Source organism: Bacillus sp. FSL W8-0920 (genome assembly GCF_038593215.1).
In the GTDB taxonomy this organism is placed as follows: Bacteria; Bacillota; Bacilli; order Bacillales; family Bacillaceae; genus Bacillus; species Bacillus pumilus.
Genome location: NZ_CP151974.1, coordinates 1,188,484 through 1,211,637, shown reverse-complemented (window position 1 = coordinate 1,211,637; position 23,154 = coordinate 1,188,484). Strand labels below are relative to the sequence as shown.

Annotated in this window: 29 protein-coding genes, 1 tRNA gene and 2 riboswitches; of the genes, 10 read left to right on the top strand and 20 right to left on the bottom strand. The window is 41.8% G+C overall.

All coding sequences use genetic code 11. The annotated features are described in order from the left end of the window. Positions 1 to 75 precede the first annotated feature (75 nt). From NSS78_RS05895 to NSS78_RS05880, 4 genes are all read right to left on the bottom strand, one after another. A complete protein-coding gene (locus NSS78_RS05895) occupies positions 76 to 1,071 on the bottom strand; it encodes an alpha/beta hydrolase (protein ID WP_240792649.1) in 996 nt (331 codons plus the stop codon). 451 nt (positions 1,072 to 1,522) lie between these two features. Continuing rightward, positions 1,523 to 1,595 (bottom strand) — tRNA-Val (locus tag NSS78_RS05890). A gap of 128 nt (positions 1,596 to 1,723) precedes the next feature. Then, positions 1,724 to 2,902 carry a cystathionine beta-lyase gene (metC, locus tag NSS78_RS05885; protein WP_050945248.1) on the bottom strand — a complete coding sequence of 393 codons (1,179 nt, stop codon included), beginning with the start codon at positions 2,900 to 2,902 and terminating at the stop codon, positions 1,724 to 1,726. Then, positions 2,899 to 4,017 (bottom strand): methionine biosynthesis PLP-dependent protein, encoded by a 1,119-nt coding sequence (locus NSS78_RS05880; protein WP_212046059.1) that lies wholly within the window; start codon positions 4,015 to 4,017, stop codon positions 2,899 to 2,901. The genes metC and NSS78_RS05880 overlap by 4 nt, the downstream gene beginning before the upstream one ends. A 79-nt stretch (positions 4,018 to 4,096) precedes the next feature. Next, positions 4,097 to 4,218: riboswitch (SAM riboswitch) on the bottom strand. A gap of 221 nt (positions 4,219 to 4,439) precedes the next feature. Here NSS78_RS05880 and NSS78_RS05875 point away from each other — a divergent pair. Genes NSS78_RS05875 through NSS78_RS05865 form a run of 3 tightly spaced genes read left to right on the top strand, consistent with a single transcriptional unit; the run spans position 4,440 to position 6,189 of the window. Beyond that, a complete protein-coding gene (locus tag NSS78_RS05875; RefSeq protein ID WP_212046060.1) occupies positions 4,440 to 5,180 on the top strand; it encodes an esterase family protein in 741 nt (246 codons plus the stop codon). Positions 5,181 to 5,232: 52 nt separating this feature from the next. Further along, positions 5,233 to 5,748: a YjcG family protein gene (locus NSS78_RS05870; RefSeq protein WP_003210845.1), complete on the top strand. Its 516-nt coding sequence runs from the start codon at positions 5,233 to 5,235 to the stop codon at positions 5,746 to 5,748. 6 nt (positions 5,749 to 5,754) lie between these two features. Continuing rightward, positions 5,755 to 6,189, top strand: a complete 435-nt coding sequence (locus tag NSS78_RS05865; RefSeq protein WP_212046061.1) for a GNAT family N-acetyltransferase — start codon at positions 5,755 to 5,757, stop codon at positions 6,187 to 6,189. 82 nt (positions 6,190 to 6,271) lie between these two features. Here the strand turns inward: NSS78_RS05865 and NSS78_RS05860 are convergent, their stop codons facing one another. Further along, entirely contained in the window at positions 6,272 to 6,529 is a 258-nt protein-coding gene (locus NSS78_RS05860; protein ID WP_003210759.1) for a hypothetical protein, read from the bottom strand. Positions 6,530 to 6,655: 126 nt separating this feature from the next. Here NSS78_RS05860 and NSS78_RS05855 point away from each other — a divergent pair, with 126 nt between their 5' ends. Then, complete coding sequence (locus tag NSS78_RS05855) at positions 6,656 to 8,968, top strand: ATP-dependent helicase (protein ID WP_212046062.1); 2,313 nt, start codon at positions 6,656 to 6,658, stop codon at positions 8,966 to 8,968. Between the two features lie 16 nt (positions 8,969 to 8,984). On the opposite strand, the gene NSS78_RS05850 is transcribed toward NSS78_RS05855, so the two are convergent. The 5 genes from NSS78_RS05850 to NSS78_RS05830 all read right to left on the bottom strand — a co-directional run bounded on the left by NSS78_RS05850 (position 8,985) and on the right by NSS78_RS05830 (position 10,461). Further along, positions 8,985 to 9,242 carry a stage VI sporulation protein F gene (locus NSS78_RS05850; RefSeq protein ID WP_003212292.1) on the bottom strand — a complete coding sequence of 86 codons (258 nt, stop codon included), beginning with the start codon at positions 9,240 to 9,242 and terminating at the stop codon, positions 8,985 to 8,987. Between the two features lie 138 nt (positions 9,243 to 9,380). Further along, positions 9,381 to 9,518: a YjcZ family sporulation protein gene (locus NSS78_RS05845; protein WP_008348419.1), complete on the bottom strand. Its 138-nt coding sequence runs from the start codon at positions 9,516 to 9,518 to the stop codon at positions 9,381 to 9,383. 84 nt (positions 9,519 to 9,602) lie between these two features. Continuing rightward, positions 9,603 to 9,824: a hypothetical protein gene (locus NSS78_RS05840; RefSeq protein WP_050945252.1), complete on the bottom strand. Its 222-nt coding sequence runs from the start codon at positions 9,822 to 9,824 to the stop codon at positions 9,603 to 9,605. Positions 9,825 to 9,910: 86 nt separating this feature from the next. Then, positions 9,911 to 10,039, bottom strand: coding sequence for a hypothetical protein (locus tag NSS78_RS05835; protein ID WP_258395192.1), 129 nt, complete (start codon positions 10,037 to 10,039; stop codon positions 9,911 to 9,913). 71 nt (positions 10,040 to 10,110) lie between these two features. Beyond that, a complete protein-coding gene (locus NSS78_RS05830) occupies positions 10,111 to 10,461 on the bottom strand; it encodes a DUF1360 domain-containing protein (protein WP_034620057.1) in 351 nt (116 codons plus the stop codon). Positions 10,462 to 10,638: 177 nt separating this feature from the next. On the opposite strand from NSS78_RS05830, the gene NSS78_RS05825 reads away from it, so the two are divergent. The 5 genes from NSS78_RS05825 to NSS78_RS05805 all read left to right on the top strand — a co-directional run bounded on the left by NSS78_RS05825 (position 10,639) and on the right by NSS78_RS05805 (position 13,263). After that, positions 10,639 to 11,025, top strand: a complete 387-nt coding sequence (locus NSS78_RS05825; protein WP_137054774.1) for a spore coat protein — start codon at positions 10,639 to 10,641, stop codon at positions 11,023 to 11,025. Positions 11,026 to 11,069: 44 nt separating this feature from the next. Continuing rightward, the gene (locus NSS78_RS05820; protein WP_050945253.1) at positions 11,070 to 11,405 is read left to right on the top strand and encodes a hypothetical protein; all 336 of its coding nucleotides are present in this window, start codon (positions 11,070 to 11,072) and stop codon (positions 11,403 to 11,405) included. A gap of 88 nt (positions 11,406 to 11,493) precedes the next feature. Continuing rightward, on the top strand, positions 11,494 to 11,976 hold the full coding sequence (locus tag NSS78_RS05815) for a spore coat protein (RefSeq protein ID WP_044140423.1): 483 nt from the start codon (positions 11,494 to 11,496) through the stop codon (positions 11,974 to 11,976). Positions 11,977 to 12,122: 146 nt separating this feature from the next. Next, on the top strand, positions 12,123 to 12,614 hold the full coding sequence (locus NSS78_RS05810) for a CotY/CotZ family spore coat protein (protein ID WP_003211658.1): 492 nt from the start codon (positions 12,123 to 12,125) through the stop codon (positions 12,612 to 12,614). Positions 12,615 to 12,819: 205 nt separating this feature from the next. Next, entirely contained in the window at positions 12,820 to 13,263 is a 444-nt protein-coding gene (locus NSS78_RS05805; RefSeq protein ID WP_044140422.1) for a CotY/CotZ family spore coat protein, read from the top strand. Positions 13,264 to 13,298: 35 nt separating this feature from the next. Here NSS78_RS05805 and NSS78_RS05800 read toward each other — a convergent pair whose 3' ends face one another. The 10 genes from NSS78_RS05800 to NSS78_RS05755 form a co-directional block, all read right to left on the bottom strand. Next, positions 13,299 to 13,913, bottom strand: coding sequence for a spore coat CotO family protein (locus tag NSS78_RS05800; protein ID WP_050945254.1), 615 nt, complete (start codon positions 13,911 to 13,913; stop codon positions 13,299 to 13,301). Between the two features lie 114 nt (positions 13,914 to 14,027). Next, on the bottom strand, positions 14,028 to 14,804 hold the full coding sequence (gene fabI / locus NSS78_RS05795) for an enoyl-ACP reductase FabI (protein WP_003211867.1): 777 nt from the start codon (positions 14,802 to 14,804) through the stop codon (positions 14,028 to 14,030). A 150-nt stretch (positions 14,805 to 14,954) separates the two neighbouring features. Beyond that, a complete protein-coding gene (gene thiD, locus NSS78_RS05790; protein WP_212046063.1) occupies positions 14,955 to 15,761 on the bottom strand; it encodes a bifunctional hydroxymethylpyrimidine kinase/phosphomethylpyrimidine kinase in 807 nt (268 codons plus the stop codon). Between the two features lie 16 nt (positions 15,762 to 15,777). Further along, positions 15,778 to 16,791 carry a thiazole biosynthesis adenylyltransferase ThiF gene (locus NSS78_RS05785; RefSeq protein WP_212046064.1) on the bottom strand — a complete coding sequence of 338 codons (1,014 nt, stop codon included), beginning with the start codon at positions 16,789 to 16,791 and terminating at the stop codon, positions 15,778 to 15,780. Continuing rightward, positions 16,788 to 17,555, bottom strand: a complete 768-nt coding sequence (locus NSS78_RS05780) for a thiazole synthase (protein ID WP_034322849.1) — start codon at positions 17,553 to 17,555, stop codon at positions 16,788 to 16,790. The genes NSS78_RS05785 and NSS78_RS05780 overlap by 4 nt, the downstream gene beginning before the upstream one ends. A gap of 4 nt (positions 17,556 to 17,559) precedes the next feature. After that, positions 17,560 to 17,763 carry a sulfur carrier protein ThiS gene (gene thiS / locus NSS78_RS05775; protein WP_044139614.1) on the bottom strand — a complete coding sequence of 68 codons (204 nt, stop codon included), beginning with the start codon at positions 17,761 to 17,763 and terminating at the stop codon, positions 17,560 to 17,562. Continuing rightward, entirely contained in the window at positions 17,760 to 18,872 is a 1,113-nt protein-coding gene (gene thiO / locus NSS78_RS05770; protein ID WP_050945258.1) for a glycine oxidase ThiO, read from the bottom strand. The genes thiS and thiO overlap by 4 nt, the downstream gene beginning before the upstream one ends. Further along, a complete protein-coding gene (tenI, locus tag NSS78_RS05765; RefSeq protein WP_003211366.1) occupies positions 18,856 to 19,473 on the bottom strand; it encodes a thiazole tautomerase TenI in 618 nt (205 codons plus the stop codon). Before tenI ends, thiO begins: the two co-directional genes overlap by 17 nt. Beyond that, on the bottom strand, positions 19,448 to 20,158 hold the full coding sequence (gene tenA, locus NSS78_RS05760; protein WP_342468311.1) for a thiaminase II: 711 nt from the start codon (positions 20,156 to 20,158) through the stop codon (positions 19,448 to 19,450). Before tenA ends, tenI begins: the two co-directional genes overlap by 26 nt. Before the next feature lie 78 nt (positions 20,159 to 20,236). Beyond that, positions 20,237 to 20,346, bottom strand: a riboswitch (TPP riboswitch). A gap of 59 nt (positions 20,347 to 20,405) precedes the next feature. Beyond that, positions 20,406 to 22,247 carry a monovalent cation:proton antiporter family protein gene (locus tag NSS78_RS05755; protein ID WP_212046065.1) on the bottom strand — a complete coding sequence of 614 codons (1,842 nt, stop codon included), beginning with the start codon at positions 22,245 to 22,247 and terminating at the stop codon, positions 20,406 to 20,408. Between the two features lie 162 nt (positions 22,248 to 22,409). Here NSS78_RS05755 and prpE point away from each other — a divergent pair, with 162 nt between their 5' ends. After that, complete coding sequence (gene prpE, locus NSS78_RS05750) at positions 22,410 to 23,153, top strand: bis(5'-nucleosyl)-tetraphosphatase PrpE (protein WP_212046066.1); 744 nt, start codon at positions 22,410 to 22,412, stop codon at positions 23,151 to 23,153. The last annotated feature ends 1 nt before the right edge of the window (position 23,154 follow it).

Below are 23,154 nucleotides of genomic sequence, written 5' to 3'. Positions count from 1 at the left end.
TTTTAATGTCTTTTGAAGAACTGTTTTTTAAACACTGCAATAACAATTGATATGAATGTTGTACTTACTTAATTTTTAATGTATAAATGTATCTGACATCCATTCATTAAACTTTTGTTTCTCTTCAAATTGTGGATAATGAGCTGATTTATTGAAAGTAATGAAATGCTTTTCTTTGGCAGTAATCGTATCGAAATATTTTTTAGCTGTATAAGATGAAGTCATAAAATCATATTTACCCATAACAAAATATAAAGGAACTTCAAGACTTGTTAAAAAATCTGGTAATGGCTTTTCTAAAAGATGCTTTACCAGCTTCTCTTGAGAATATCCCATTCCAAAGTTATAGCGTATGACGTCTAACAAATTATATTCATTGCTAAATAAAGTTCCTATCATATCACCGTCAGGGTTATCGATACTTCTTGTAGCTCCTCCATATTTCATCACATAATCTCGCGGGGTAACTATATCACCTTTTTCAATATTCTTAGTTAACCCTTTTAAATAGTCTACATCTTCAATATTACCAGCTTTTTCAGCTTGGATAATGCAATAATTCAAACTGTCTTTCTCACTTTCTATTGTATCACTCATCTGTCCAATCCCCACATAAGCCTCATACTTCTCAGGGGATTTTTTAGCCGCTTGCATACCAATGTATGTACCTGATGAATGAGCCATAAGAATGACTTTATCTTTACCAAGACGTTGTGAAATATAGTCTGTCAACTTCAATAGATCATCGACTAATAAATCTGTTGATAGATTAGAATAATCTTCAAAAAAGTGATAAGATTTCCCACTCGCTCTTTGATCATAATTCACAACGGTAAAATTTGATTCTAATAGGTTTTGGTATTTAGCAGCGTATGGTGTTTCTGGAGATCCTGGTCCGCCATGTACAACAATTACGACAGGGTTATTCTGATTACTTCCACGTATCATAATTTCATGATTAGTACCATTTATCTTTACTTTTTCTAATGTACTAATACTATTATCACCTTTTATTTTTGAGGTCCATGTTGGAAATAAAAGGGCTATTACAAGTAATGCTAGAATAGCCATTATTAAAAAGGATATGTATTTTATTGTTTTCTTTTTAAAATCCATGTTATTTTCCACTTCTAGGTTTCAACTCCTTTTATTTTTACTAATCTAAATTCCCCATAACTAGTTAGGTGTTTCTATAGAAACCTTATTCTTCTGTTCTATAACATTTATTTCAAGAAATATAATTTCTAGTACAATATACACACAAGTATATCATATTCAATTTACCATACTTTCTTACCCAAGCGCCAGAATACAAAAAAGAGCAACTTCCAAGTCAGAAGTTGCCTCTTTATTCTAATCTTCAGGATCATCTAAGATGCCCAATATATCTTTTTCATCCATTTGATCCTAAAAATACTGAGAAACAATCTGGTGGATAAAGTTCGTCCCCAATCAACAGAAACAGAACAATTATTCGTTTTCAGAAAAACAAAAAACCCTTGCTAGGCAAGGGTTTAAACGATGATTCCGACTGGGCTCGAACCAGCGACCTCTACCCTGTCAAGGTAGCGCTCTCCCAGCTGAGCTACGGAATCGGGTTATGTATCAGTTCTGGGCTTTCTGTTACTGACAGTCTCTATTATATAATCATCATGATCCGTCGTCAATGGTTTTGTTCAAAAAAGGTCAAAAAGCCGGCGGCTGTGCCGGCTTTTTCTCTTCTTTATGATTGGTTTACAAGAACAGGCTTTAGTTGATCGAGTGCTTGTTTGAAGTCGCGTTTGAGGTCTTCTCCGTTTTCTACTCCTACACTTAATCGAAGCAGGCCGTCCGTAATCCCTCTTTTTTCTCTTTCTTCTTTTGGCATAGCAGCATGTGACATTTTGGCTGGGTATGACAGAATGGATTCGACGGCGCCAAGGCTGACGGCGAATACAGGTAATGTGACAGCATCCACTAATTCTTTGACCGCTGCTTGGTTTTCTAATTCAAATGAGAGAACTGCTCCAGCTCCGCTTGCTTGCTTTCGCTGAATGTCTGCCCCAGGATGGTCATCTAAGCCTGGATAGTATACTTTTTTCACCGCAGGATGCTCTTTGAGGAATGAAGCGAGTTCAAATGCCGTTTGGCTTGCTTTTTCTAATCTGACTTGAAGGGTTTTTAACCCTCTTAATACGAGCCAGCAATCCTGCACGCCAAGGACCGCACCGAAGGAGTTTTGCAGAGAATAGAGTTCTTCTCCCAGTTTCTCGTCTTTCACTACAGCTAAGCCTGACAGTACATCACTATGACCGCTCAAAAATTTCGTTGCGCTGTGCAGGACTACGTCAACGCCAAGGTCAAGCGGACGCTGAAGAGCGGGTGTTAAAAATGTATTATCTAAAAATGTCAGACAGTCATGTTCTTTGGCAAGCTGGACGACGCCCCTAATATCCGTAATCCCTAGAGTTGGGTTTGACGGCGTTTCCATGTAAATGACTTTTGTATTCGATTGAATGCCTCTTTTGACTTCATTCAAATCCGTCATGTCCACAAAGGTATGCTCAATGCCAAATCGCGAAAGAACTTGAGTAATCATTCTGAAAGTACCGCCATACACATCTCTTGTGACAAGGACGTGATCTCCTTTTGATAATAGAAGAAAAGCGGTTGAGATGGCTGCCATGCCTGATGCAAAAGCAAGCCCTCGTGTTCCTCCTTCTAGCGCCGCAATCGTATCCTCTAACGCTTGACGTGTAGGAGTCCCCGATCTTGAGTAGTCATATTGACCAAAATCATCGAAGCTGCTTTGATGAAAGGTGGACGCATGCTGAATCGGCACACTGACTGCACCTGTTGAACGGTCTGTTTTGAATGCATTATGAACGAGTTGGGTTTCGAATGTCCAATCATGTGTGGTCATTTGGCATGTACCTCCTCTTTTACTTGTGATAGTGCCTGTTTTAGGTCTGCCTTCAGGTCATCTACGTGCTCAATACCAACGGAGAAACGGAGCAGTTTGTTACACACACCGTTTGCAATGCGAATTTCCGCAGGAATATCCATGTGCGTTTGCGTCGCAGGATACGTAATGAAGCTTTCGACTCCGCCAAGACTTTCAGCAAAACATATCGTTTTCAGCTGCTTTAAAAATGGATTGACCCAGTCCTCTTCGGCTACACGGAATGACAGCATTCCTCCCTTGCCTGGGTAAAGGACATCTTGAATTTCTGGCTGTTTCTTTAAAAACTCAGCTAGCTCCTTCGCATTTGCCTCGTGCTGGCGCATTCTAAGAGCCAGTGTTTTCATCCCTCTCATTAACAGCCATGAGTCAAACGGAGATAAAACGGCGCCAATTGCGTTTTGATGCTGGAACATGTCTTCAGAGAGCTTCTCTCCTTTTGTCACCACAAGCCCGGCAAGAACGTCATTGTGTCCACCTAAATATTTGGTTGCACTATGGATGACAATGTCCGCTCCAAGCGTAATCGGCTTTTGCAAAACGGGTGTGTAAAAGGTGTTATCGACAATGACCAAAGCGCCATGTTCTTTTGCAATCTTCGCTATTTTTTGAATATCCGCTTCCTGCATAAGTGGATTTGTCGGCGTTTCAATAAAGACTGCTTTTGTGTTTGGCGTGATTTTAGAGCGTAAACAGTCTTCATCTGAAAAATCATCGTAAAGAAAACGTAAGCCGTACTTTTTCCATTCGTTTTCAAACAAACGGTATGTACCGCCATATAGGTCTGATGAGACGATGAGTTCATCACCGCTTTCAAATAGCGCCATGATCGTTTGGATCGCAGCCATTCCCGAACTGAAGGCAAATCCGGCCGTCCCTTCTTCGAGTGAAGCAATTGCATCCTCTACAAGCTGTCTTGTTGGGTTTTTCGTACGAATGTAATCAAATCCCGTTGATTCCCCTATGCCTCTATGTCTGTAGGCTGTTGAAAGATAAACGGGGGGACTGACCGTACCAGTCGCCTCTTCGCTGCGGTTTCCAATTTGCGCTAATGTCGTTTCCACATGTTCTGTCATTTGACACCATCCTAAGTAAAAATCTGATTTCAAAACAGAAAACCCCTTCTTCATAAGAAGAAGGGGTTTTAATCGCTTCCTCTTATCTTCCAAGCAAAAAAGCTGCTTGCTGGATTTAGCACCTTGGTACATCACATGAAGTGATGCATACCGGTTGCTGAGGTTTCAAAGGGCCAGTCCCTCCACCTCTCACGATAAGAATGTGTTGTCTGTCTGTTCTAATTCTTAATACTGTAACGCATTAAATCTCATTTTTCAAGAGGAATCTGAACAATTAATTGAAATTTTCTGTATTTTATAACAGATTCGGTGTTAACTGAATTGATTGCATGTTAGCATATAGGAACAACACTATTTTTCATGTTACAATGAATGGAAACGTTTCACTTTGTGATGAAATCGGTTAGCTGGAGGAATGGATTATGGTGAAGAAAACAGGCATTATTCAAGAACAAACCTTACATTCAAAAGAACTTGGGGCGGATATGACCCTTTTGATCTATTTGCCAGTCAATTATTCCCCCCTTTATACATATCATGTCATCATTGCCCAAGATGGTCATGATTATTTCCGCTTAGGCAAAATAGGCAGACAGGCAGAAGAATTGATGCAAAACAAAGAAATGGAACGCTCCATTATCATTGGTGTTCCTTATGAAAATGTCACGGAAAGACGGAATACGTATCATCCAGACGGCACAAAATTTGAAGCGTATAAACGCTTTTTAGCAAATGAACTTGTCCCTTATATTGATACGCATTATCCAACCTATCAAATTGGCTCAGGTCGCACGTTTATTGGTGATTCACTGGGTGCTACGATTTCTCTTATGACAGCGATTGATTATCCTTCTTTATTTGGCGGACTCATTTTGCAGTCCCCTTACGTCGATGAGTCAGTCTTAGAAGCTGTTAAACAGTCGACAGCCCTTTCTCATTATGCGATTATCCATCAAATTGGACTGGAAGAAACGGCTGTGAAAACAACAGATGGCCAAGTGCTTGATTTTATTCAGCCAAACGACGATTTAAAGGCACTTCTTGAACAGTCAGGTGCGGATTATTTATTTGAGACATTCGAAGGGGATCATAAATGGACGTTTTGGCAGCCGCTCATTGCGCCTTCGTTAAAAAGAATGCTCCCATATTCGTTAATCAACTGAATTTTGTTATAATAAACAATAATAAATACTTTCTTAATCAGGAGGGAACAAGATGAAATACGGAGTTGTTATATTTCCATCAAAAAAATTGCAAGATATTGCGAACTCTTACCGGAAGCGTTATGATCCGAACTATGCACTCATACCGCCTCATTTAACACTTAGAACACCTTTTGAATTAACGGATCTAGAAGCGGCTGAGGTCGTCTCAACGTTAAGAGAGTATGCAAAAAATGTTTCTCCTATTACGTTACGTATTAAAAAATTCAGTTCATTCGCTCCTGTAAACAACGTCATTTATATGAAAGTAGAACCTAACGAGGAAATCATGGCGCTCAATGAAAGATTGTACGCAGATCCACTTGAAGGTACACCTGAATATGCCTTTGTTCCGCATGTGACAGTGGCTCAAAAACTATCAGATGATGAGCATTCAGACGTACTTGGCACATTAAAGCTGAGAAAGATTGACCATGAAGAAACAGTGGATCGCTTCCACCTTTTATATCAATTAGAGAACGGATCTTGGACCGTCTATGAAACATTTATTTTAGGAGAAGAGGGTTAAGTACACTTGAAAACAGTCATCGCAACAGCACAAACACAACGAGAAGATGCATATTACGTTCGAAAAGAAGTATTCGTCAAAGAACAAGAAGTCCCAATAGAGATTGAAATAGATGAACTAGAAGACGAGGCCATTCATTTTGTCATTTATAACGATGAAATGAAGCCTCAAGCAGCCGCTAGATTACTGATCATTGAAGGGCCAAAGGCAAAGCTAGAACGAATTTGTGTGTTAAAAGAGGCGCGCGCTTTCGGCCTTGGCCACAAACTATTAGAAGCGCTGGAAACAGAAGCCATTGCGAATGGTGCGAAGGAAGCAGTTATGCACGCACAAGTCCAAGCTCTTCCTTTCTACGAAAAAAAAGGCTACAAAGCCGTATCTGAACCGTTTGTAGAAGCGGGGATCACACATGTCAAAATGACAAAAACACTGTCTGTTTGACCAAAAGAAAAGCCAGAGCATTCAAGATGCCCTGGCTTTTCTTTCTTTATCATCGTTCGTCAATGGAAGAAAGCGCAAACATTTATATATACGTATTAATATGAACGCCTTTGCCTTCCTCCATAAACATATCTCGTACAAAGCGTTCCCGCTTTTTTTGTTGTACTTTCGTTTCCGCTTCTGTCACTAAGTCCTCTTTTTTCTCCAGCTCTCTGTATATCTTGTCATGAAAGGTGCGAGTAACCTTAGTTACTTTCGCGTAGTCTTCTTTATCCTGAGGAGCAGGACGATTGATATATTGAAAATACAGATCCGGCTGAATCGGGGCTATATATCCCATCAAGAACGCCTCCTTTGCTTCTCTTCTACTCTACTATTCCCTAATTAATACTGTTTGAAACACGTCTCATTTGATATGATTAGATGTGTTTCTTTTTAAGATTGATTAACTATTGGAGGACTAGCTTTGAAATGCGCACGACGACATGATCGAACGATCTCATTACATACGTATTCGAGAGAACATTATCAATTCCTCCATGACGAGGGAAAAAAAGGGCACTTATTCTGCCCATATTGCGGACAACCAGTCTTTTTCAGATTAAATATACATGAAGAACCTGCCTTTATTCATAAACATATGTCTCAGCAAGTGCTGTGTGAACAAGCAGAAGAACAAGAAGATCAGAAAAAACACGCAGAGCGAGAGGAAAGTGCTTCTTATAAAGAACTTGGGGGCTTCCGTTTTCCAACAGGTAAACAAATCATCTCGCAAACGAATGAATCATATGACTGGCAGGAACCAAGGTCGATTCAATTTAGTGATGCGTTACATTTAGAAGAGAATGAACAAGCACATACCATCGATCTCTTTCCGCATATCACCTTTAGCACACCGCAGCTTCAAGCTGTCACACATAAAGACGGTCCAATGCTGGTGCTGGCTGGTGCTGGCAGCGGGAAAACAAGAGTCCTGACAGCAAGAGCGGCTTATCTCATGTCACATCATCATATTCCTGCTCACCATATCTTACTCGTGACTTTCACCACAAAAGCCAGTAGTGAAATGAAAGAAAGACTGCGCAAGCAATATCAGCTTCACCCATCACAAGCAAGCCAAGTGGTGACAGGCACCTTCCACAGTCTTTTTTATAAAATGCTGCTTCACGATGACGCAAACAAATGGAATGGCCAGCACCTGATTAAGTTTGATTGGCAGAAGGAACAGTACATTCGGAAAGCCATCATGAATGAAGGACTAGATGAAAAAAACTACCCTACCGATCAAGTCCTGCAATCGATCGGCTATTGGAAAAATGCTTTTTTACCAGGTGAGCTTCCTGATTTGAAGGATGAAAAGGAAAAGCACATGTGGACGATCTATCAATCTTATGAACATCAAAAACGAGACAATCAGCAATTTGACTTTGATGACATGGCCATTGCCTGCTTACATATGCTGACAGAACAGCCCGAACTGCTAAAACGGTATCAAGAACGATTCCAGTATATTTTAGTGGATGAATTTCAGGATATTAATCCAGTACAATATCAATTAATTCAGCTGTTAGCTGGAGAATGTGAGCAGCTATTTTGTGTCGGTGATGATGATCAAGCCATTTATGCCTTTAGGGGCAGTAATCCTGCTTTCATTCTTGAATTCAAACGAGATTATCCTTCGGCTCAGATTGTCCATTTACATGCCAATTATCGGTCGCATCATACAATTGTCGCAAGTGCGGATGCCATTATTAAGAAAAATCAGCATCGTTATGAGAAAACGTTAAAAGCCGTCCGATCGGAGACAATCCCTCCTACGCTCTTTTATCCATATGACGAGGAAGAGGAAGCGACCATGATCGTGGCAGATATTCAGGAGAAAATTAAAAACGGCGCAAAGCCGAATGATATCTGCGTGCTCTTTCGCACCAATACGGGAGGCCGCGCGATTTATGAGCGTCTGCATCAATCCGCGATTCCGTATGAGACGGAGGCTGGTGTCAAAGCCTTCTACAGCAGACGAATTGTTCGGGTTCTTCTCGCCTTTCTCTCTTTAAGTCAGGATGCCGATGATGTAGCTGCTATGAAACAGCTGCTTCCAGTTTTCTTTTTAAAGCAACAGACCTTAAACACAATGAAGGCACTGACCATCACGGAAGATTGTTCAATGGTCGACGCACTCGGAAAACTAACTGATATTCAGCCGTTTCAACAGAAAAAGCTGCAATCTATTGTTCCTCTGTTCCGCACGTTACGAAATTTAAAGCCGTCTGATGCTGTGGCGTTTATTGAACAAAAGATGGGACTTGGTGATTACTTAAAAAAACGAGTGAATGATACGAATGTGCTTGAAAAAGGGGCGGATGACGTACGAGATGTAAAAACCGCCGCCAAACGCTTTGAAACGATTGAAGCCTTTCTCGCACATGCCGAACACATGAAATCTGCCGAAAAGGAAAAAACAGACGAACCAGGTGTTCAGCTCATGACGATTCACCGGGCAAAGGGTCTGGAATTCCAAACGGTGTACATCACTTGCGTGGTCGACGGAGCACTGCCTCATGATTTCTCACTTGATGAACTCAGAAACGGTGATGAAGAAGCCTTGGAAGAAGAGCGCCGTTTATTATATGTGGCCATGACAAGAGCTGAACAATCTCTTTATCTATCGGTTCCATCATTTAGACGAGGGAAAACCGCTCATCGCTCGCGCTTTTTATATCCCCTACTAAAGAAAAATCGAGCATTATTCACAGAAAAACAACAGGCCCCCCTTTAAGCGGAGAGCCTGTTGTTTATTTTTTGTTGTTCATCATTTTAGCGATGGTATTGAAATCAAGCTTTTCTTTTCCACTTGTAATCGATTGAACGATTTTGTCTTCCATTTCTTTCGGTACACGTTTATTCGCAAGCTGCGCTACTTTTTTAATGACGCCTCGTACCGTTGCTTCATCTTTAAAGTTGGCATTTTGCAAAGAACCTGCAAGTTTGAAGACATCGTTCATATTCACACCTGTTTTATTTTCAACGCTTTTAAAGAATTTATTATCCATTCATTTGCCTCCTCTTTGTGGAGTAATCACCTTACTATATGAAAATAGGCGAGATATGTGCCTATCCTAAAGCCTTGTTTGCCCAAAGAGAAAGGAAAGCAAAAGGCTCCCCTATTGCTTCCCTCACCTTCTTACTGTTTAGTTAAAGAAAGAAGCACCAACGATGATTAGAAGGATGAAAAGCACAACGACAAGAACAAATGTTGATCCATATCCGCCGCCGTAACCTCCGCCGTAGCCGCCGCAATAACCGCCACCGTAACCGTAACAACTCATATATAAGCACCTCCTCTTCTCCCTTACAAAATATGAAAAATACAACAAATGGTTTGGACGATCACATAAAAAAGTGCGGAATTTTTATTTCTGCTGTTTAAAGACGTAATCTGCCTCTCCATGACGCACAATGAATGCTTCTGTTTCTTTCGCAAAAGCATCCATCTTCACGCCAAATGCTTTTAAATGCTCCTCAAGATCCTTCGCTTTATCCGCTAGATCCATTTCAACCTTTTCGTGCGCTTGCTCTTTCCCATCATGGGGTTTAGTGAACAAGGAACCGATTAATTGTTCGAATGCATCCATTCTGGTCACCCCTTCTCTCTTACATATGCATCACTCAAAAAAAGGGCAACAAAAAAACCGGATAAATCCGGCTTTTGTTTTCTCTTCTATTGAGGTTTCTTTTTCTTTCCACAGCCGCAGCCTGCTTTTTTAATTTTCTTCGTATAAACAGATTGTTGATTTGACTGCGCTGGATAACCTTGAAGCATATGTGACGGTGTTTCATTTGGTTTCATCGCAACCCTTCCTTTCCTCTTCCATGATAGTATATGCATTTTTTGAAAGCGCGTCTGATCAGAATGCCTGTTTATTTCACCAGCTTTGAGACAATTGCTTCAATAATGCCTGCTGCTGCGGCAATCGCTAATAGTAAATTAAGCCACATGCTAATGACAGGAAATAATATGTATATCAGAAGTAAAGCAGCAGTGCACCACATGCCAGTACACCAATAACAGCTTAACAGCTCTCCTACCCAAGACCGCAGCCCTTTACCTTTAATGATAATATATGTCTCTACTTCACCTTGTTCATTGACCTCTTCTTGTTCTTCATGAAATAAACGGCGGAAAGGAGCAGTAATGGTATCAAACACAATGAGCCTAGTCAGTCTAAAGGATGCGAGGGCAAACACGACAAATGACAAAGCACCGCTCAGGAGCCTCCACCTCCTTCTTTCTTCTTTTTTGCGTCCTTTCTTTATATATGCAAAAAGAAAGACCGCCATGATGAATCGAGCGGAAATAAAATTGGGTTGTACTTTTTCACACTTTCCGATTCCACCTTGAGCCTCTGCTGCATTAAATAATGTATAGATAAGAAAGGAGTGAAAGTATTGTCTATTGAAGAAAGTGCTGATTTATTATACACACAACTGTTAAACGAATTAATCAGCAATTATGATGATTTCATTGAGATCAAAGATTCCGAAAATGTCACAATTCATAAAACAGATGTAACAGCCGCACTCTCCCTTCAAGCGACCGTAACGACAATCATTACTCTTTTAATCCAACTTCTTGTACCAAACGATGAATTGGCTACAGACATCACAGATCAGCTTTTAGCCACACAACAAGTGACAGTCCAAAAGAAAACTGTGATCCAAATCATCAATTGCTATAACGTCACGATTACATTATCAGATGCATCTATTATGAACTCTGTCCAAATTCTCACTCAAACATTGAATGTACTATTAGTTGAAGCCGGCATTCTTTGACCCTTTCTTTTTCTAACATTATGTATGAAAGAGGTGAAATAATCGTGGCTGAAGAGAACGAAAAAAAGGAGTTTCAAATCAACACTGATGTTGATCCATTAACGAGCCTTCTTGTAAGTGATATTTTAAACAAAAACAATATCACAGATGATCAGAAAGCAAATATTTCAGATGATCAAAGAAGAATGATTTTGAAATTAGTTGAGGACTTACAAAAGAAAGCAGATGACTTCGTACAGCAGCAGCAGGAGAAAAAAAGGCAGGCTGAGGCAGCAAAACATGTGGAAGAAGCAGCGCCTGAACCGCAAGTACGTCCAAAACGAAATTCACTTCGAGATCGTATTCAGCAGCGCCGTGATGCGCAGCGAAACAACGATTAAATAAAAATGGGTTGCCTGCTAGGGTAAATGCCCGAGACAAAACCATTCATTCCAGCATTTAATAAAGTAAACGGAAGGAGGAATAGAAATGGAATCTAAACCATACTCTTGGGTCGCTCTAGATCGTAACTGTACACACCACGGCGATTACAACAACTACGAAAGAAAAGCAGTTTGTGACGGCCACTTTTTTGATGATGAAGATGTCTTACAAGACTTTGATCAAGTGAGTTTTACAAAGCAGACGTCTGAGGAAGTCATTATCGTCAGAGACTCTTGTGACATTAACGTATCTTCTGTTGACGCACAGGTTGCAGCATCTATTCAAGTAGCTGTTCAAACAGCGATCATCACCATTACAAATATCTCAATCGCAGACGGGGATTTAGCAGACCGCGTCACACAGGATCTTTTACAAGCCGCTACTCACAAACAAACAAACCGCCAAAAACTTGTCATCGAAAATTCAAGAAACGTTACAGTATCGACAATCGATGCGGACATCTCGATCGCAATCCAAACACTTACTCAAACACTTGTTGCGACAATCGTTGCAATCGGTATCCTCTAATGTCCAAAAGCAGAGCGAAAAGCTCTGCTTTTCCTTTTATAAAAATACAACAAATATAAATAGTCATTTACCCACACCAACTAGAGGGCGCATACATATGTTGTTAAGGACTAAAGTCAAATACCTTGTTAAAGGAGCTGAAATCCATGAGCTGCGGAAAACACCATGGCCGACATGATGAAAACTGTGTATGCGATGCGGTTGATAAGATTTTAGCAGAGCAGGAAGCTGTAGAAGATAAATGTCCTACGAGCTGCTACAGTAATTTATTAAGCCCAACCGTTTCTGGAAAAGATACGATTCCGTTTTTACTTTTCGATAAAAAAGGCGGATTGTTTTCTACTTTCGGAAACATTGGAGGATTTGTTGACGATTGCCAATGCTTCGAATCCATTTTCTTCCGGGTTGAAAAATTACACGACTGCTGTGCTACGTTATCTGTATTAAGACCTGTTGATGTACACGGACATACGCTAAGCGTTTGTCACCCTTGTGACCCTGACTTCTTTGGTTTAGAAAAAACGGACTTTTGTATTGAGGTTGATCTAAACTGCTTCTGCGCAATCCAATGTTTAAACCCAGAACTAGTAGACAGAGTCATGCCATCGAAAGATAAAAAGCATCATCACCACGGCTAAATCAACCGGCCATTGATCTCACTTGTCATGAGTCAAAGCATCCCCTTCCTTACGAATGACAGTCAATCATGCGGAGCAGTCAGCATAAGAGCTGCCGCTTCCGCATTGATTGTAAGTAGAAGTATCAACCGGCAAAACAAAAAGCTTGTAGATGATGACAGTGCTCAAACACTCAAACAAATTTCCTAGTATAGGAGGGTTGAATATGAGCCGCAAACATTCATGGAATTGTGTAGCAGAGGCTGTTGAAAATATTAACGACTTACAAAATGCCGTCGAAGAAGAATGCCCGACCAGCTGTTACAGCAATCTCCTTTCTTCATCCCATTCATTAGGTGACACTGTCCCGTTTGTTCTCTTTACATCCAAATCAAAACCATTCGTCGCATTCGGAAACGTCGGAGAAGTAGATGCAGGTCCTTGCTTCAGCACTACATTTTTCAGAGTCGAACACATCTCTGACCACTGCGCAACACTCAGCTTGCTTATCGCATTTGACAAAGACCGTCATATTTTAGATTTTACAGACAAAGATTCCGTATGTGATGTGTTCCGATTAGAAAAATCGAAGTATTGCATTGAAGTAGATCTTGACTGCTTCTGCGCAATCGAGTGCTTAAATCCACGACTCATCAACCGTAACTGCTAACAAAAAAAGTCCCTCTATGGGACTTTTTTTATTCGTTAAAAGCCAAGTGGATGAATCGAGGAAATTTCATCTATTGCTAATTCAACTGGATTTCCCCCGCCCGCTGTTCGAATGACCACTGTATCTTCTTTTCGATCCATGATAATCCCTCTATATGTTTTACCATCAGCTTCAATCAGGCAAAGGGCTCTTGGCATATTATGAGGCAGGCTTGTGAGAAAATCGACTTTTTCGTCAATGCTCATCTGACTTAAAGGCTTTTTCACTCGTTTTCTTCTAGGTTCTTCTTTTGTTTCATGAAAAACGCCTTCTGGCGGCTTCTCCTCTTCTCGCTGAGGTTTTCGTTCTTGTATAAGCTCTGGCTCTTTTGTGATGTCTTGTTCTTGGGTAAGCTCTGCTTCTTGCATCATGTCTTGCTCTTGCTGACGCTCAGGCGGCTTTGCTTCTTTTTTCTTCTCGATTTCTTGAGCCACAGGTTCCTCGTGCGTACTTTCTTCGATCTTGTCTTTTTTACTCTTAGAAATTTCTTGTGGTTTTTCTGATTTCTTTCGCTTTCTCACAATATTTTGCATGGCCGGCATTGATTCATCATAGCTCGGCTGAACAATATACATAAGTGGCTTCTGGTTCTCATCACCTTTATTTGACATACTAATCCCTCCCGAATGATTCATTCCTTATATATATGAGCGGACGCCTCAAATCAGAAGAAAAATAAAAAAACAGCATACCCTTATTCGGTATGCTGCAAATCATTTAATTGGTTAGCGAGCAATGATATGGAAGCCAGAATCAACATGCAGATTCTCACCTGTCATGCCGCGTGATAGATCACTGAATAAGAATAGAGCTGTATCGCCAACTTCTTCAGGAGTCGTTGTACGGCGAAGCGGTGCACGCTCTTCAATATCCTTCAGAATGGTATTAAAACCACTGATGCCTTTTGCAGACAGCGTACGAATTGGACCAGCAGAAATACTATTCACACGAATACCTTCTGCGCCTAAATCAGCTGCTAAGTATTTCACACTTGCTTCAAGTGCTGCTTTTGCTACACCCATTACGTTGTAGTTAGAAACCACACGCTCTCCGCCTAGGTATGTAAGCGTGACAATGCTTCCACCTTCTGTCATTAATGGACGTGCTGCTTTTGCTACAGCTGTTAAAGAGTATGCACTAATGTTGTGCGCCAAAAGGAAACCTTCACGGTTCGTGTTTAAGTATTCACCGACAAGCTCTTCCTTGTTTGCAAATGCAATCGCATGCGCAACGCCATGAATAACTTGTACTTTTTCTTTAATTGTAGCGAAACATTTTTCGATTTCTTCGTCACTTGTCACGTCACATGGAAGAATGATTGAATCATCACGCTCAAGTGTGCTTGCAAGTTCTTTTACAGATTCAGCAAGACGATCTCCAACATAAGTAAAAATCAAACGAGCTCCAGCTTCGTGAAGTGAGCGGGCAATTCCCCAAGCGATGCTTCGTTTATTGGCAACACCCATTACCACGATATTACGGCCTTCTAAAGAAAAGTTCATATGTAATAAAGCCTCCTATTTTTTCAAGACATAGTATTAGTACCTGATCATAATATTATCACAGATCATGAGAGAATGACAATTTCCGCAGAAAGAAAGTTTCTTTTTCATCAAAAAACCGTCCTCACAAATGAAGACGGTTCGATTTTCTTATCGTTTGAGCCGGTTTTGCTGATAAGCAAAATGGTTGGTAGGTCCGTGTCCAGCCCCAATATTCAAAGGGAACTTGATGGCTTCATGGACAAAGGTTTCTGCTGTGTCAAAAGCCTCCCTCATGGAGGATCCTTTCGCAATTTCGGCTGTTAATGCCGCTGCAAACGTGCAGCCTGTGCCATGTGTATGCGGTGTATCAATATGTTCATTTGTGACTTCTATAAAGCCTTTTCCATCATACAATAGGTCTGTAATCATTCCGTCAGATGGACCGTGACCGCCTTTGATCACGACATGTTTCGTACCAAGCTCATATAAACGCTCCGCTGCTAGATAGCGATCCTCTTTTGTCTGAATCCGCATGCCTGTCAGCACTTCTGCCTCAGGAAGATTCGGCGTTACGGCATAGCTGACAGGCAGCAAGTGTGTTTTCAACGCTGTGACCGCATCTTCATTTAATAAAGAAGCGCCTCCTTTTGCGATCATCACTGGATCGACAATGAGCTTCATGTCATATTGAACCGTTTTTTCAGCAACTATCTTGATCATGTCTGCGCTCCACAGCATTCCTGTTTTGACGGCATCTGGCAGTAAATCCTCTGCCACTGCATCAATTTGACTTTCTAACGCCTCGTTTGAAAGCGGATATACTCCGTGAACACCTAGTGTGTTTTGTGCTGTAATCGCTGTGATCGCAGACATTCCGAACACACCGAGCTCCTGAAAGGTTTTTAAATCAGCTTGAATGCCTGCTCCGCCGCCAGAATCAGAACCTGCAATTGTGAATGCTTTTTTGATCGTCATTTCATCACACCTCTCATTAGCCAATCCATTGATGATAAATGGTTCTTGCTTTTGCCATATCATTTGTGCCATGGACAAGAGCTCTGCCGTCTTTAAATAAGACAAGCTTATATTCATCCTTTTGACAGGAAAGCAAATACGGATTTTCAAGGACATCTATCCCTGCTTTCTTTAACCGAAGAGCCACTTCGTGTAATGGCGGCGGGGTTTCGGCTGCACTGCGGATTTGGACCGTATTGCGGCCGCATAGTACATCTGCTTTCGCTCTCTTGTCATAGGAGAGAAAAGGATATGTCTTCAGTCCGCAGCTTGGACATTGCTTCTTCTTTAAGGAGCTGGCTGATCGGATGTCAGACCGCTCATTGGTCCATAAATCAAACGATCTTAAAATTGGCGTCACTTGATGACCTGTTAAATACTTCAGAGCATCTGCCACTTGATATGCTGCCACCTGCTGCACAACTGGACTAATGATACCGGCTGTATCACAAGTCATGCCTTGTGCGGGTAAATGTTCAAGCAGGCAGTGTAAACATGGCGTCTCACCAGGAATGACAGTAAATTGAATACCATAGCTGGCGACGCAAGCTCCATAAAGGAATGGAATTTGATGTTTGACGGCAGCATCATTAGCGATCATTCTCACCTCAAAATTATCCGCTGCATCAACAATGATTGAAGCTCCGCTGACCAGTTCATCAATCTGTTCAGCGGTCACATCAATGACAATTCCTTTGACCTGCACGTCACTATTTATCTGTTTGAGTCTATTTTCAGCCGCCACAGCCTTTGGCAGTCGATCCTGTACATCTTGCTCCGTGTAAAGCTGCTGACGCTGAAGGTTGCTCCATTCAATATAATCTCGATCCAAAATGGTGACAGATCCAACGCCAGCACGAACGAGCATTTCCGCACTAGCTGTTCCAAGCGCTCCTGCACCAATAATGACAGCCTTTGAGTCATTTAACCGCTTTTGCCCCTCTATGCCGATTGGCTGAAAGAGCTCTTGTCGTGAATAACGTGTGCTCAAAATGCCGGCATTCCTTCCTGCGGACTGCTTGCTGTCCCGTAGTTTTTCAAAGGAATACGTCCCGCCTCGAAGCCTAGCCTTCCTGATTCAATCGCCAGCTTCATGGCTTTAGCCATTTTCACAGGGTCCTTTGCACCTGACACAGCGGTGTTCAGTAATACAGCGTCAGCCCCTAGCTCCATCGCATAAGCCGCATCCTTTGGAGAGCCTACACCAGCATCAATAATCACCGGTACCTTTGCCTGCTCGATAATAAATGAGAGATTCAGAGGATTTAGTAAGCCTTGCCCTGAACCAATCGGCGAAGCACCTGGCATGATGGCATGGACACCAAGCTCTTCTAATTTTCTTGCCAGTACCACATCATCAGATGTATATGGCAGCACGATAAATCCTTCTTCGAGTAGCATTTCGGATGCTTTTAACGTTTCGACTGGATCTGGCAGAAGAGACCTTGAGCAGCCAATGACTTCTACCTTGATCATGTCACACAGTCCAGAAGCCTTCGCTAAACGAGCAATACGAACTGCCTCTTCCGCTGTACTAGCACCAGCTGTATTCGGAAGCAGCGTATATTTTGATAAATCAAGCTGCTCCAAAAAGTTTGGCTGAGATGCTTCGAAAATGTTCATTCTTCTCACAGCAAAGGTTAATATTTCTGCTTCTGATACGTTCACGGCTTCTTTTTGAACTTCAAATGATGGGTACTTTCCTGTACCAAGTAATAATCTTGATGTGAATGTCTTTCCGCCAATGTGCAGCATGTTGTCATCCTCCTCCTACAAAGTGAACGATTTCGATCGTGTCATTAGGTTCAATTTTCACTTGTTGAAACGCTTCTTTATCGATAATTTCTTGGTTCTTTTCCACAATCACTACTCGATTTTCAAGCTGATAGTCTGATAGCAGGTCATAGATCGTTCCATTTTCTTGTTCGAAATCAACGATTCTGCCATTCAATTGAATTTTCATACAAACAGTGCCTCCTTTCGGCCAATACGAAATGCGTGAAGCCATTCCTTTTGGACCGGTTCACCTAATATCAGGTCGCGAATGATTTCTCCAGTAATCGGGGCAAGTAAAATACCATTTCTGTAATGCCCTGCAGCAAAAAGAATACGCTGATCTTCCGGGTGTCTTCCGATATAAGGATGCCGGTCGCTTGTCGCCGGACGAAGGCCAGCCCAGCACTGATCAATCGGCATCTCCTTGATCGAAGGCATCAGCTGTGACGCCTTTTGAATAACAGCTTCAATGCCGCCAAGCGTCGGAACAGTTTGCCACTCGTTTGGCTTCATCGTTGCGCCAACGACCAGTTTGCCGCTATCTCGTTGAACGATGTAACTATGATCATGGTAAATGGTGTGTTGGAGTGCTGGACCATGATTCCATACAGACACACATTCCCCTTTTACTGGATAAAGAGAATGAGATAATCCAAGCTCTTCAAAAAAACGGCCAGACCATACACCACTTGCTACAGTGAGGTCATCACATGTGAATGTTCCCTTCGTTGTTCTAATCGCTAACGCTTCTTTCTCCCGCTTCACTTCGATCACGGGTGTACACTCATTCACTTCTGCCCCGTACCTGACCGCCGCCTGCCAAAATGCCCGGCATACCGCATAAGGTTCGACATGAACATCCTCTTTAATCAAACCTGCTCCTAAGATGTTCTCTGCTATTTGAGGCATGCATTTTTTTACGCTGCTTGCGTCAAGCCACTCAAATGTAGACAAATGCTGCATGCGGCAAAGTGCTTGTTTCTCCTCTTCTGTAAAGGCTACCTTCATGATACCGCCCGCTGATGTTCGAATATCAATGCCAGATTCATGCTGTAGATCGACTTTTAACTTTTCGTACAACGCCTGGCTTGCTCTGCCTACTTGAAAAAAAATATCCTTATGACCCTCTCCTTCAGCATGTGCACCAAGCATCCCAGCAGCCGCACTTGTCGTTTGCTTCCCTACCTCATTCGCCTCAAATAAGACGACCTGCTTTCCTGCTTTTGCAAGGTGATAGGCAATGGACATCCCTATGATTCCACCACCAATGATTGCCACATCATAATGCTTCTTCATAAGGATGCTCCTTTACTTGTTTAGAAAATGCTTGTGCCATCTTGCGCGGCTGATGATGAGTAAAAATTCCAGACATGACAGCAATCCCTTTCACATTCGCGTGTCTCAATTCTGGAATGCGGTCAGGTGTCACACCACCGATTGCCACGACTGGAATAGATAGTAGAGATGTCAGTTCTTTCACAAGCTGTACGCCTCTTGCCTGAAGTCCTGGTTTACAAGTGGTGTCATATACGTGCCCAAATATGACATACTCTGCTCCATTTTTCTCAGCTGCTTTCCCTTCTTCAATCGAATGAACAGAGACGCCCGCATGAAGATGAGGGAATTTTTGCCGCAGCTCTTTTGGCGAAAAGCTATGGCCCGGGAGATGTACCCGGTGAATATTGGTGAGCAGTGCAACGTCTACTCTGTCGTTGATGATGAGCTTCTCTTTCGGTACACCTTCTAAAAGGAGACCTTTCACGAGATCAACAAGCTCACTTGCTGTTTTAGACCGTTCTCGGATATGAATAAAATCCACTTCAGGTGCAATGTTTTTTATTTGTTTGATCAGCTCACCCGCAGGAAGCGAATCATTTGTCACTGCGTGGAGTTCCATTTGCACCAACCCCATCTAAGCATGCTGTTTGCCACATTTCTTTTTGATACGCCATCTCCCAGAAATGGTATTCGTAATAGCTTGAAATCACAAAATTTTCTTTCATATTGGCCCGTACATGTTCTGGTGCTTTTTCGGCTAGTTCATCAAAGCGGTTGACCTGTTCAAAGACAAGTTCCTTAAACCAATCCCCTCCATATGTCAAAATCCATTCCTGATAAATCGGATGGTCAGGTGTGGTTTGTTTCAGCTTTTCACCCACCTCATAATAAAGCCAGTAGCACGGCAATAACGCAGCTAATATCTCTTCGAATCGTCCGCTTTTCACAGATCGGTACATATGAGACGTATACGCATATGCAGTGGGAGAAGGCTTAAAGTTCTCGATGGCTTCATCTGAAATCTCTAAAAGCTCTATAAACTTTCTATGCAGCGACAGCTCTGCTTCATACGTTCCCTGCGCATGATACGCCATTCTGCCGGTCGTATGTAAGTCCTCACTAATTGCCGCTCCATATGCTTGCACCTTTGCAAAATGAGTTAAATAATATGAATCTTGCATCACATAATACGTGAAACGATCGAGTGACAGCGTGCCATCGCCAATCCCTTTCACAAAGGGGTGTGTAAAGCTTCCATTCCACCATGGTGCTGCTGCTTCTTTACATTCAGTTGAAAATGTCATGTTTCTCTCCTCCTGTTTTTCCATATAAAAAAGCCACTTTCCGTATGGAAAGTGGCTTGGAATTTGTAAAAAGCATAATCAAAAACCGCACCACTTCCCTACGCAGGTATGAACCTGTTCAGGTAATGAGGGTCTAAAAGTCGATACTTTTATCTCAGCCCTTTTAAAGGACTCCCCTAGTGGATCAAATATATGATGTTGTACTTCTATCTTAATCAGGAATTGTTCATTGGTCAAGGGTTCATTCTCACTCTAATTGGGCTCTAAGTCCTGCTACATACTCACGAGAGCCCGACACAAGCACACGGTCACCGCTTCTAAGCGTCGTATCTCCATGTGGTACTAAGCTGTCTATCCCTCTGAAAATACGGACAAAGACCAAATCGCCGGTAAACGGAAATTCCCTCAGCATGACATTGTGATAGCGATGATTGTTCATTTGAATTTGATACAAGGAAGTATCCTCATTTGTTAATAATCGAATTGCATCCGGTGCTTCAATCAAGGCTCTTAGCACCGTTTTAGATGATAGGAAATTAGAAAACGTATCAATGCCCGCTTCCTTCAATGTTAGCTCTGCCTCAGCTTTGCTCACACTCGCAATGACTTGTTTTGCTCCTTCTTCCTTTGCAAATAAAGCAATTTCCTTATTTTTCGTCTCACTGCCTGTTGCGACGACGAGGACATCCTCCTGGCCAACGCCTGCCTTTCGCAGCGTCTCATCGTCGTACTCTTCAATTGATTCGACTTCAAAGATGGAGTCGGCGAGCATCGCTTCTTTATTTTCTTGAAAGACATGCAAAATTCGAATATCATATTCATCCTGATGTAAATCGAGTGTGACAGGTAAGGTCAGCTGATTTGCACCAATAAAGGTCACACGTTTTTTATGGCTCACAGCTTGTTCTTTTTTAAACAGTGCTTTAAACCAAACTGGCGTTAAAATACTCGTGAGTATCGCGACTAAAATCAGCGCGCCGGACATTTTATGATCAATGACTCCGAGCCGCTCCCCGATCGTCGCAGCTGCAATGACGAGTGATAATGTCGATGTTAATAAAAAGCCAGAGCCGATCACTTTTTTCATGTCATACCATTTTTTCAAATAAAGAATCGGGATGAGCTTACTAATCAGTAATGCAATAAATAGCAGCGGGATCATGATCATAATAGTTGGGTCCTTGAACAGTGCCCATATATTCAAATCCACTCCAACCATCACAAAGAAGATGGGGATCAAAAATCCGTAGCCAAATGAATCCAGCTGCTGGACAAGCTCTTTATTCGGCGAAAGAAGGGACACAAGTACGCCCGCTAAAAACGCCCCAAGAATATTTTCAGCACCGAGTGATTCAGATAAAGCAACTAAGACTATAATGAGAGTAAAGATCGCCCTTGTCCCAATTTGCACGGTCCCTTTTGACATGGACTGAAAAATTGACTTTGTCTTAAATACGCGGCCAAATAAATAAAGAAGGATGCCCGCAGCAAATAATAAGAGCAGAAGCCACATATTCCCTGTACCATCGCCATAAATGGAGGAAAATACAGCAAGTAAAATCATCGTCACCAAATCCGCAATGACAGCGACAAGCAAGATGATTTGACCGATATTCGTCTGCATCAATTTTTCCTCTTTTAAGGTGGGAACCACTACCCCTAATGAGATCGTCGATATAATGAGCGTCATTAAAAAGGCATTTTGGATAAACCCTGCAAGGACAAACGCATAGGACAGAATAAAAGAAATACTAAATACGCCAAGAAAAACAATAGTGGCTGCTTTAAACGTATTCGGTTCTTTTAGACCATTTGGTAGTTCTCGTGCTTTCTTCTTTGACTCGAAAGAAGAAAAATCTATTTCAAGTCCACTTAAAAACATCAGAAAAATAAAACCGAGCATGGATAACGTATCTAACCATGCATCATGTTCAACTACCAGTTGAAGACCGCTTTTTCCAATGATGAGCCCCATGATGATTTCAGCAACAACGACCGGAATGGTCAGCTTAAATCGGTGCAATAAAAGTGGGGTGAAAAAGGCGACAATAATAACGACAACGAGTGATGAAACAGATGTATGCTCCATTGGCTAAAGCCTCCTAACATTGATGTTTAATCTTTTAAGGTTTACGTTAAAGCATTGATTCTAACAATTGCCTAAATGAAAAGAAAGCCATTCGTTATATGTTCTAAAATTCAAACTTCTTTAACCCCGATGAATGGATGAGAAAAATCAGGAGGAAATCTTATGAAATTTGATATCATTGGTGATATCCACGGCTGCTACGAAGAGCTGCTTGCCCTCATACACAAACTAGGATACGAATTCAAACATGGATTACCCGTCCATCCTGATAAGAGAACGCTAGCACTTGTCGGTGATTTAACAGATCGAGGACCTCAGTCAGTAGATGTCATGCGATTTGTCATTCATGCCTACGCACACGGCGCGATCCGCTACGTACCTGGCAACCATTGCTTTAAGCTTTATCGCTATTTAAAAGGAAATCCGGTGAAATTACTTCATGGCATTGAAACCACAGTGAACGAAATAAAAAAGCTGCCCCTTCATGAACAAACCAAATTGTCACATGAATTTAAGCAGCTATTTGAGAAGGCTCCGCTTTACGATGTACTTATTCCTGATGAACTGATGATTGCTCACGCAGCGATGAAGGAAAAGGACATTGGAAGAAAGCCGAACAAACAAATGCGATCCTATCTATTATTTGGCGCAGTCACAGGAGAAACGTGGCCGGATGGGCGACCTGTGCGGAAGGATTGGGCAATGGAATATCGCGGAAAACCATGGATTGTCTACGGACATACACCAGTGAAAGAACCGCGATTCGTTGGCAGAACCGTCAACATTGATACAGGCTGTGTATTTGGCCACCGGCTGTCTGCCCTTAAATATCCTGAGCTTGAAACGGTTTCTGTTCCTTCCTCTATGCCTTATGACGATTCAAGGTTTCAGCATTTCACATCATAAA

Excerpts from the sequence above, each read along its gene's own strand:
- NSS78_RS05895 (WP_240792649.1), bottom strand. The coding sequence starts at position 1,071 with ATGGCTATTCTAGCATTACTTGTAATAGCCCTTTTATTTCCAACATGG.
- metC (WP_050945248.1), bottom strand. The coding sequence starts at position 2,902 with ATGACCACACATGATTGGACATTCGAAACCCAACTCGTTCATAATGCA.
- NSS78_RS05880 (WP_212046059.1), bottom strand. The coding sequence starts at position 4,017 with ATGACAGAACATGTGGAAACGACATTAGCGCAAATTGGAAACCGCAGC.
- NSS78_RS05875 (WP_212046060.1), top strand. The coding sequence starts at position 4,440 with ATGGTGAAGAAAACAGGCATTATTCAAGAACAAACCTTACATTCAAAA.
- NSS78_RS05870 (WP_003210845.1), top strand. The coding sequence starts at position 5,233 with ATGAAATACGGAGTTGTTATATTTCCATCAAAAAAATTGCAAGATATT.
- NSS78_RS05860 (WP_003210759.1), bottom strand. The coding sequence starts at position 6,529 with ATGGGATATATAGCCCCGATTCAGCCGGATCTGTATTTTCAATATATC.
- NSS78_RS05850 (WP_003212292.1), bottom strand. The coding sequence starts at position 9,242 with ATGGATAATAAATTCTTTAAAAGCGTTGAAAATAAAACAGGTGTGAAT.
- NSS78_RS05845 (WP_008348419.1), bottom strand. The coding sequence starts at position 9,518 with ATGAGTTGTTACGGTTACGGTGGCGGTTATTGCGGCGGCTACGGCGGA.
- NSS78_RS05840 (WP_050945252.1), bottom strand. The coding sequence starts at position 9,824 with ATGGATGCATTCGAACAATTAATCGGTTCCTTGTTCACTAAACCCCAT.
- NSS78_RS05835 (WP_258395192.1), bottom strand. The coding sequence starts at position 10,039 with ATGAAACCAAATGAAACACCGTCACATATGCTTCAAGGTTATCCAGCG.
- NSS78_RS05815 (WP_044140423.1), top strand. The coding sequence starts at position 11,494 with ATGGAATCTAAACCATACTCTTGGGTCGCTCTAGATCGTAACTGTACA.
- NSS78_RS05810 (WP_003211658.1), top strand. The coding sequence starts at position 12,123 with ATGAGCTGCGGAAAACACCATGGCCGACATGATGAAAACTGTGTATGC.
- NSS78_RS05805 (WP_044140422.1), top strand. The coding sequence starts at position 12,820 with ATGAGCCGCAAACATTCATGGAATTGTGTAGCAGAGGCTGTTGAAAAT.
- NSS78_RS05800 (WP_050945254.1), bottom strand. The coding sequence starts at position 13,913 with ATGTCAAATAAAGGTGATGAGAACCAGAAGCCACTTATGTATATTGTT.
- fabI (WP_003211867.1), bottom strand. The coding sequence starts at position 14,804 with ATGAACTTTTCTTTAGAAGGCCGTAATATCGTGGTAATGGGTGTTGCC.
- thiD (WP_212046063.1), bottom strand. The coding sequence starts at position 15,761 with ATGACGATCAAAAAAGCATTCACAATTGCAGGTTCTGATTCTGGCGGC.
- NSS78_RS05780 (WP_034322849.1), bottom strand. The coding sequence starts at position 17,555 with ATGCTGCACATTGGCGGAAAGACATTCACATCAAGATTATTACTTGGT.
- thiS (WP_044139614.1), bottom strand. The coding sequence starts at position 17,763 with ATGAAAATTCAATTGAATGGCAGAATCGTTGATTTCGAACAAGAAAAT.
- thiO (WP_050945258.1), bottom strand. The coding sequence starts at position 18,872 with ATGAAGAAGCATTATGATGTGGCAATCATTGGTGGTGGAATCATAGGG.
- tenI (WP_003211366.1), bottom strand. The coding sequence starts at position 19,473 with ATGGAACTCCACGCAGTGACAAATGATTCGCTTCCTGCGGGTGAGCTG.
- tenA (WP_342468311.1), bottom strand. The coding sequence starts at position 20,158 with ATGACATTTTCAACTGAATGTAAAGAAGCAGCAGCACCATGGTGGAAT.
- NSS78_RS05755 (WP_212046065.1), bottom strand. The coding sequence starts at position 22,247 with ATGGAGCATACATCTGTTTCATCACTCGTTGTCGTTATTATTGTCGCC.
- prpE (WP_212046066.1), top strand. The coding sequence starts at position 22,410 with ATGAAATTTGATATCATTGGTGATATCCACGGCTGCTACGAAGAGCTG.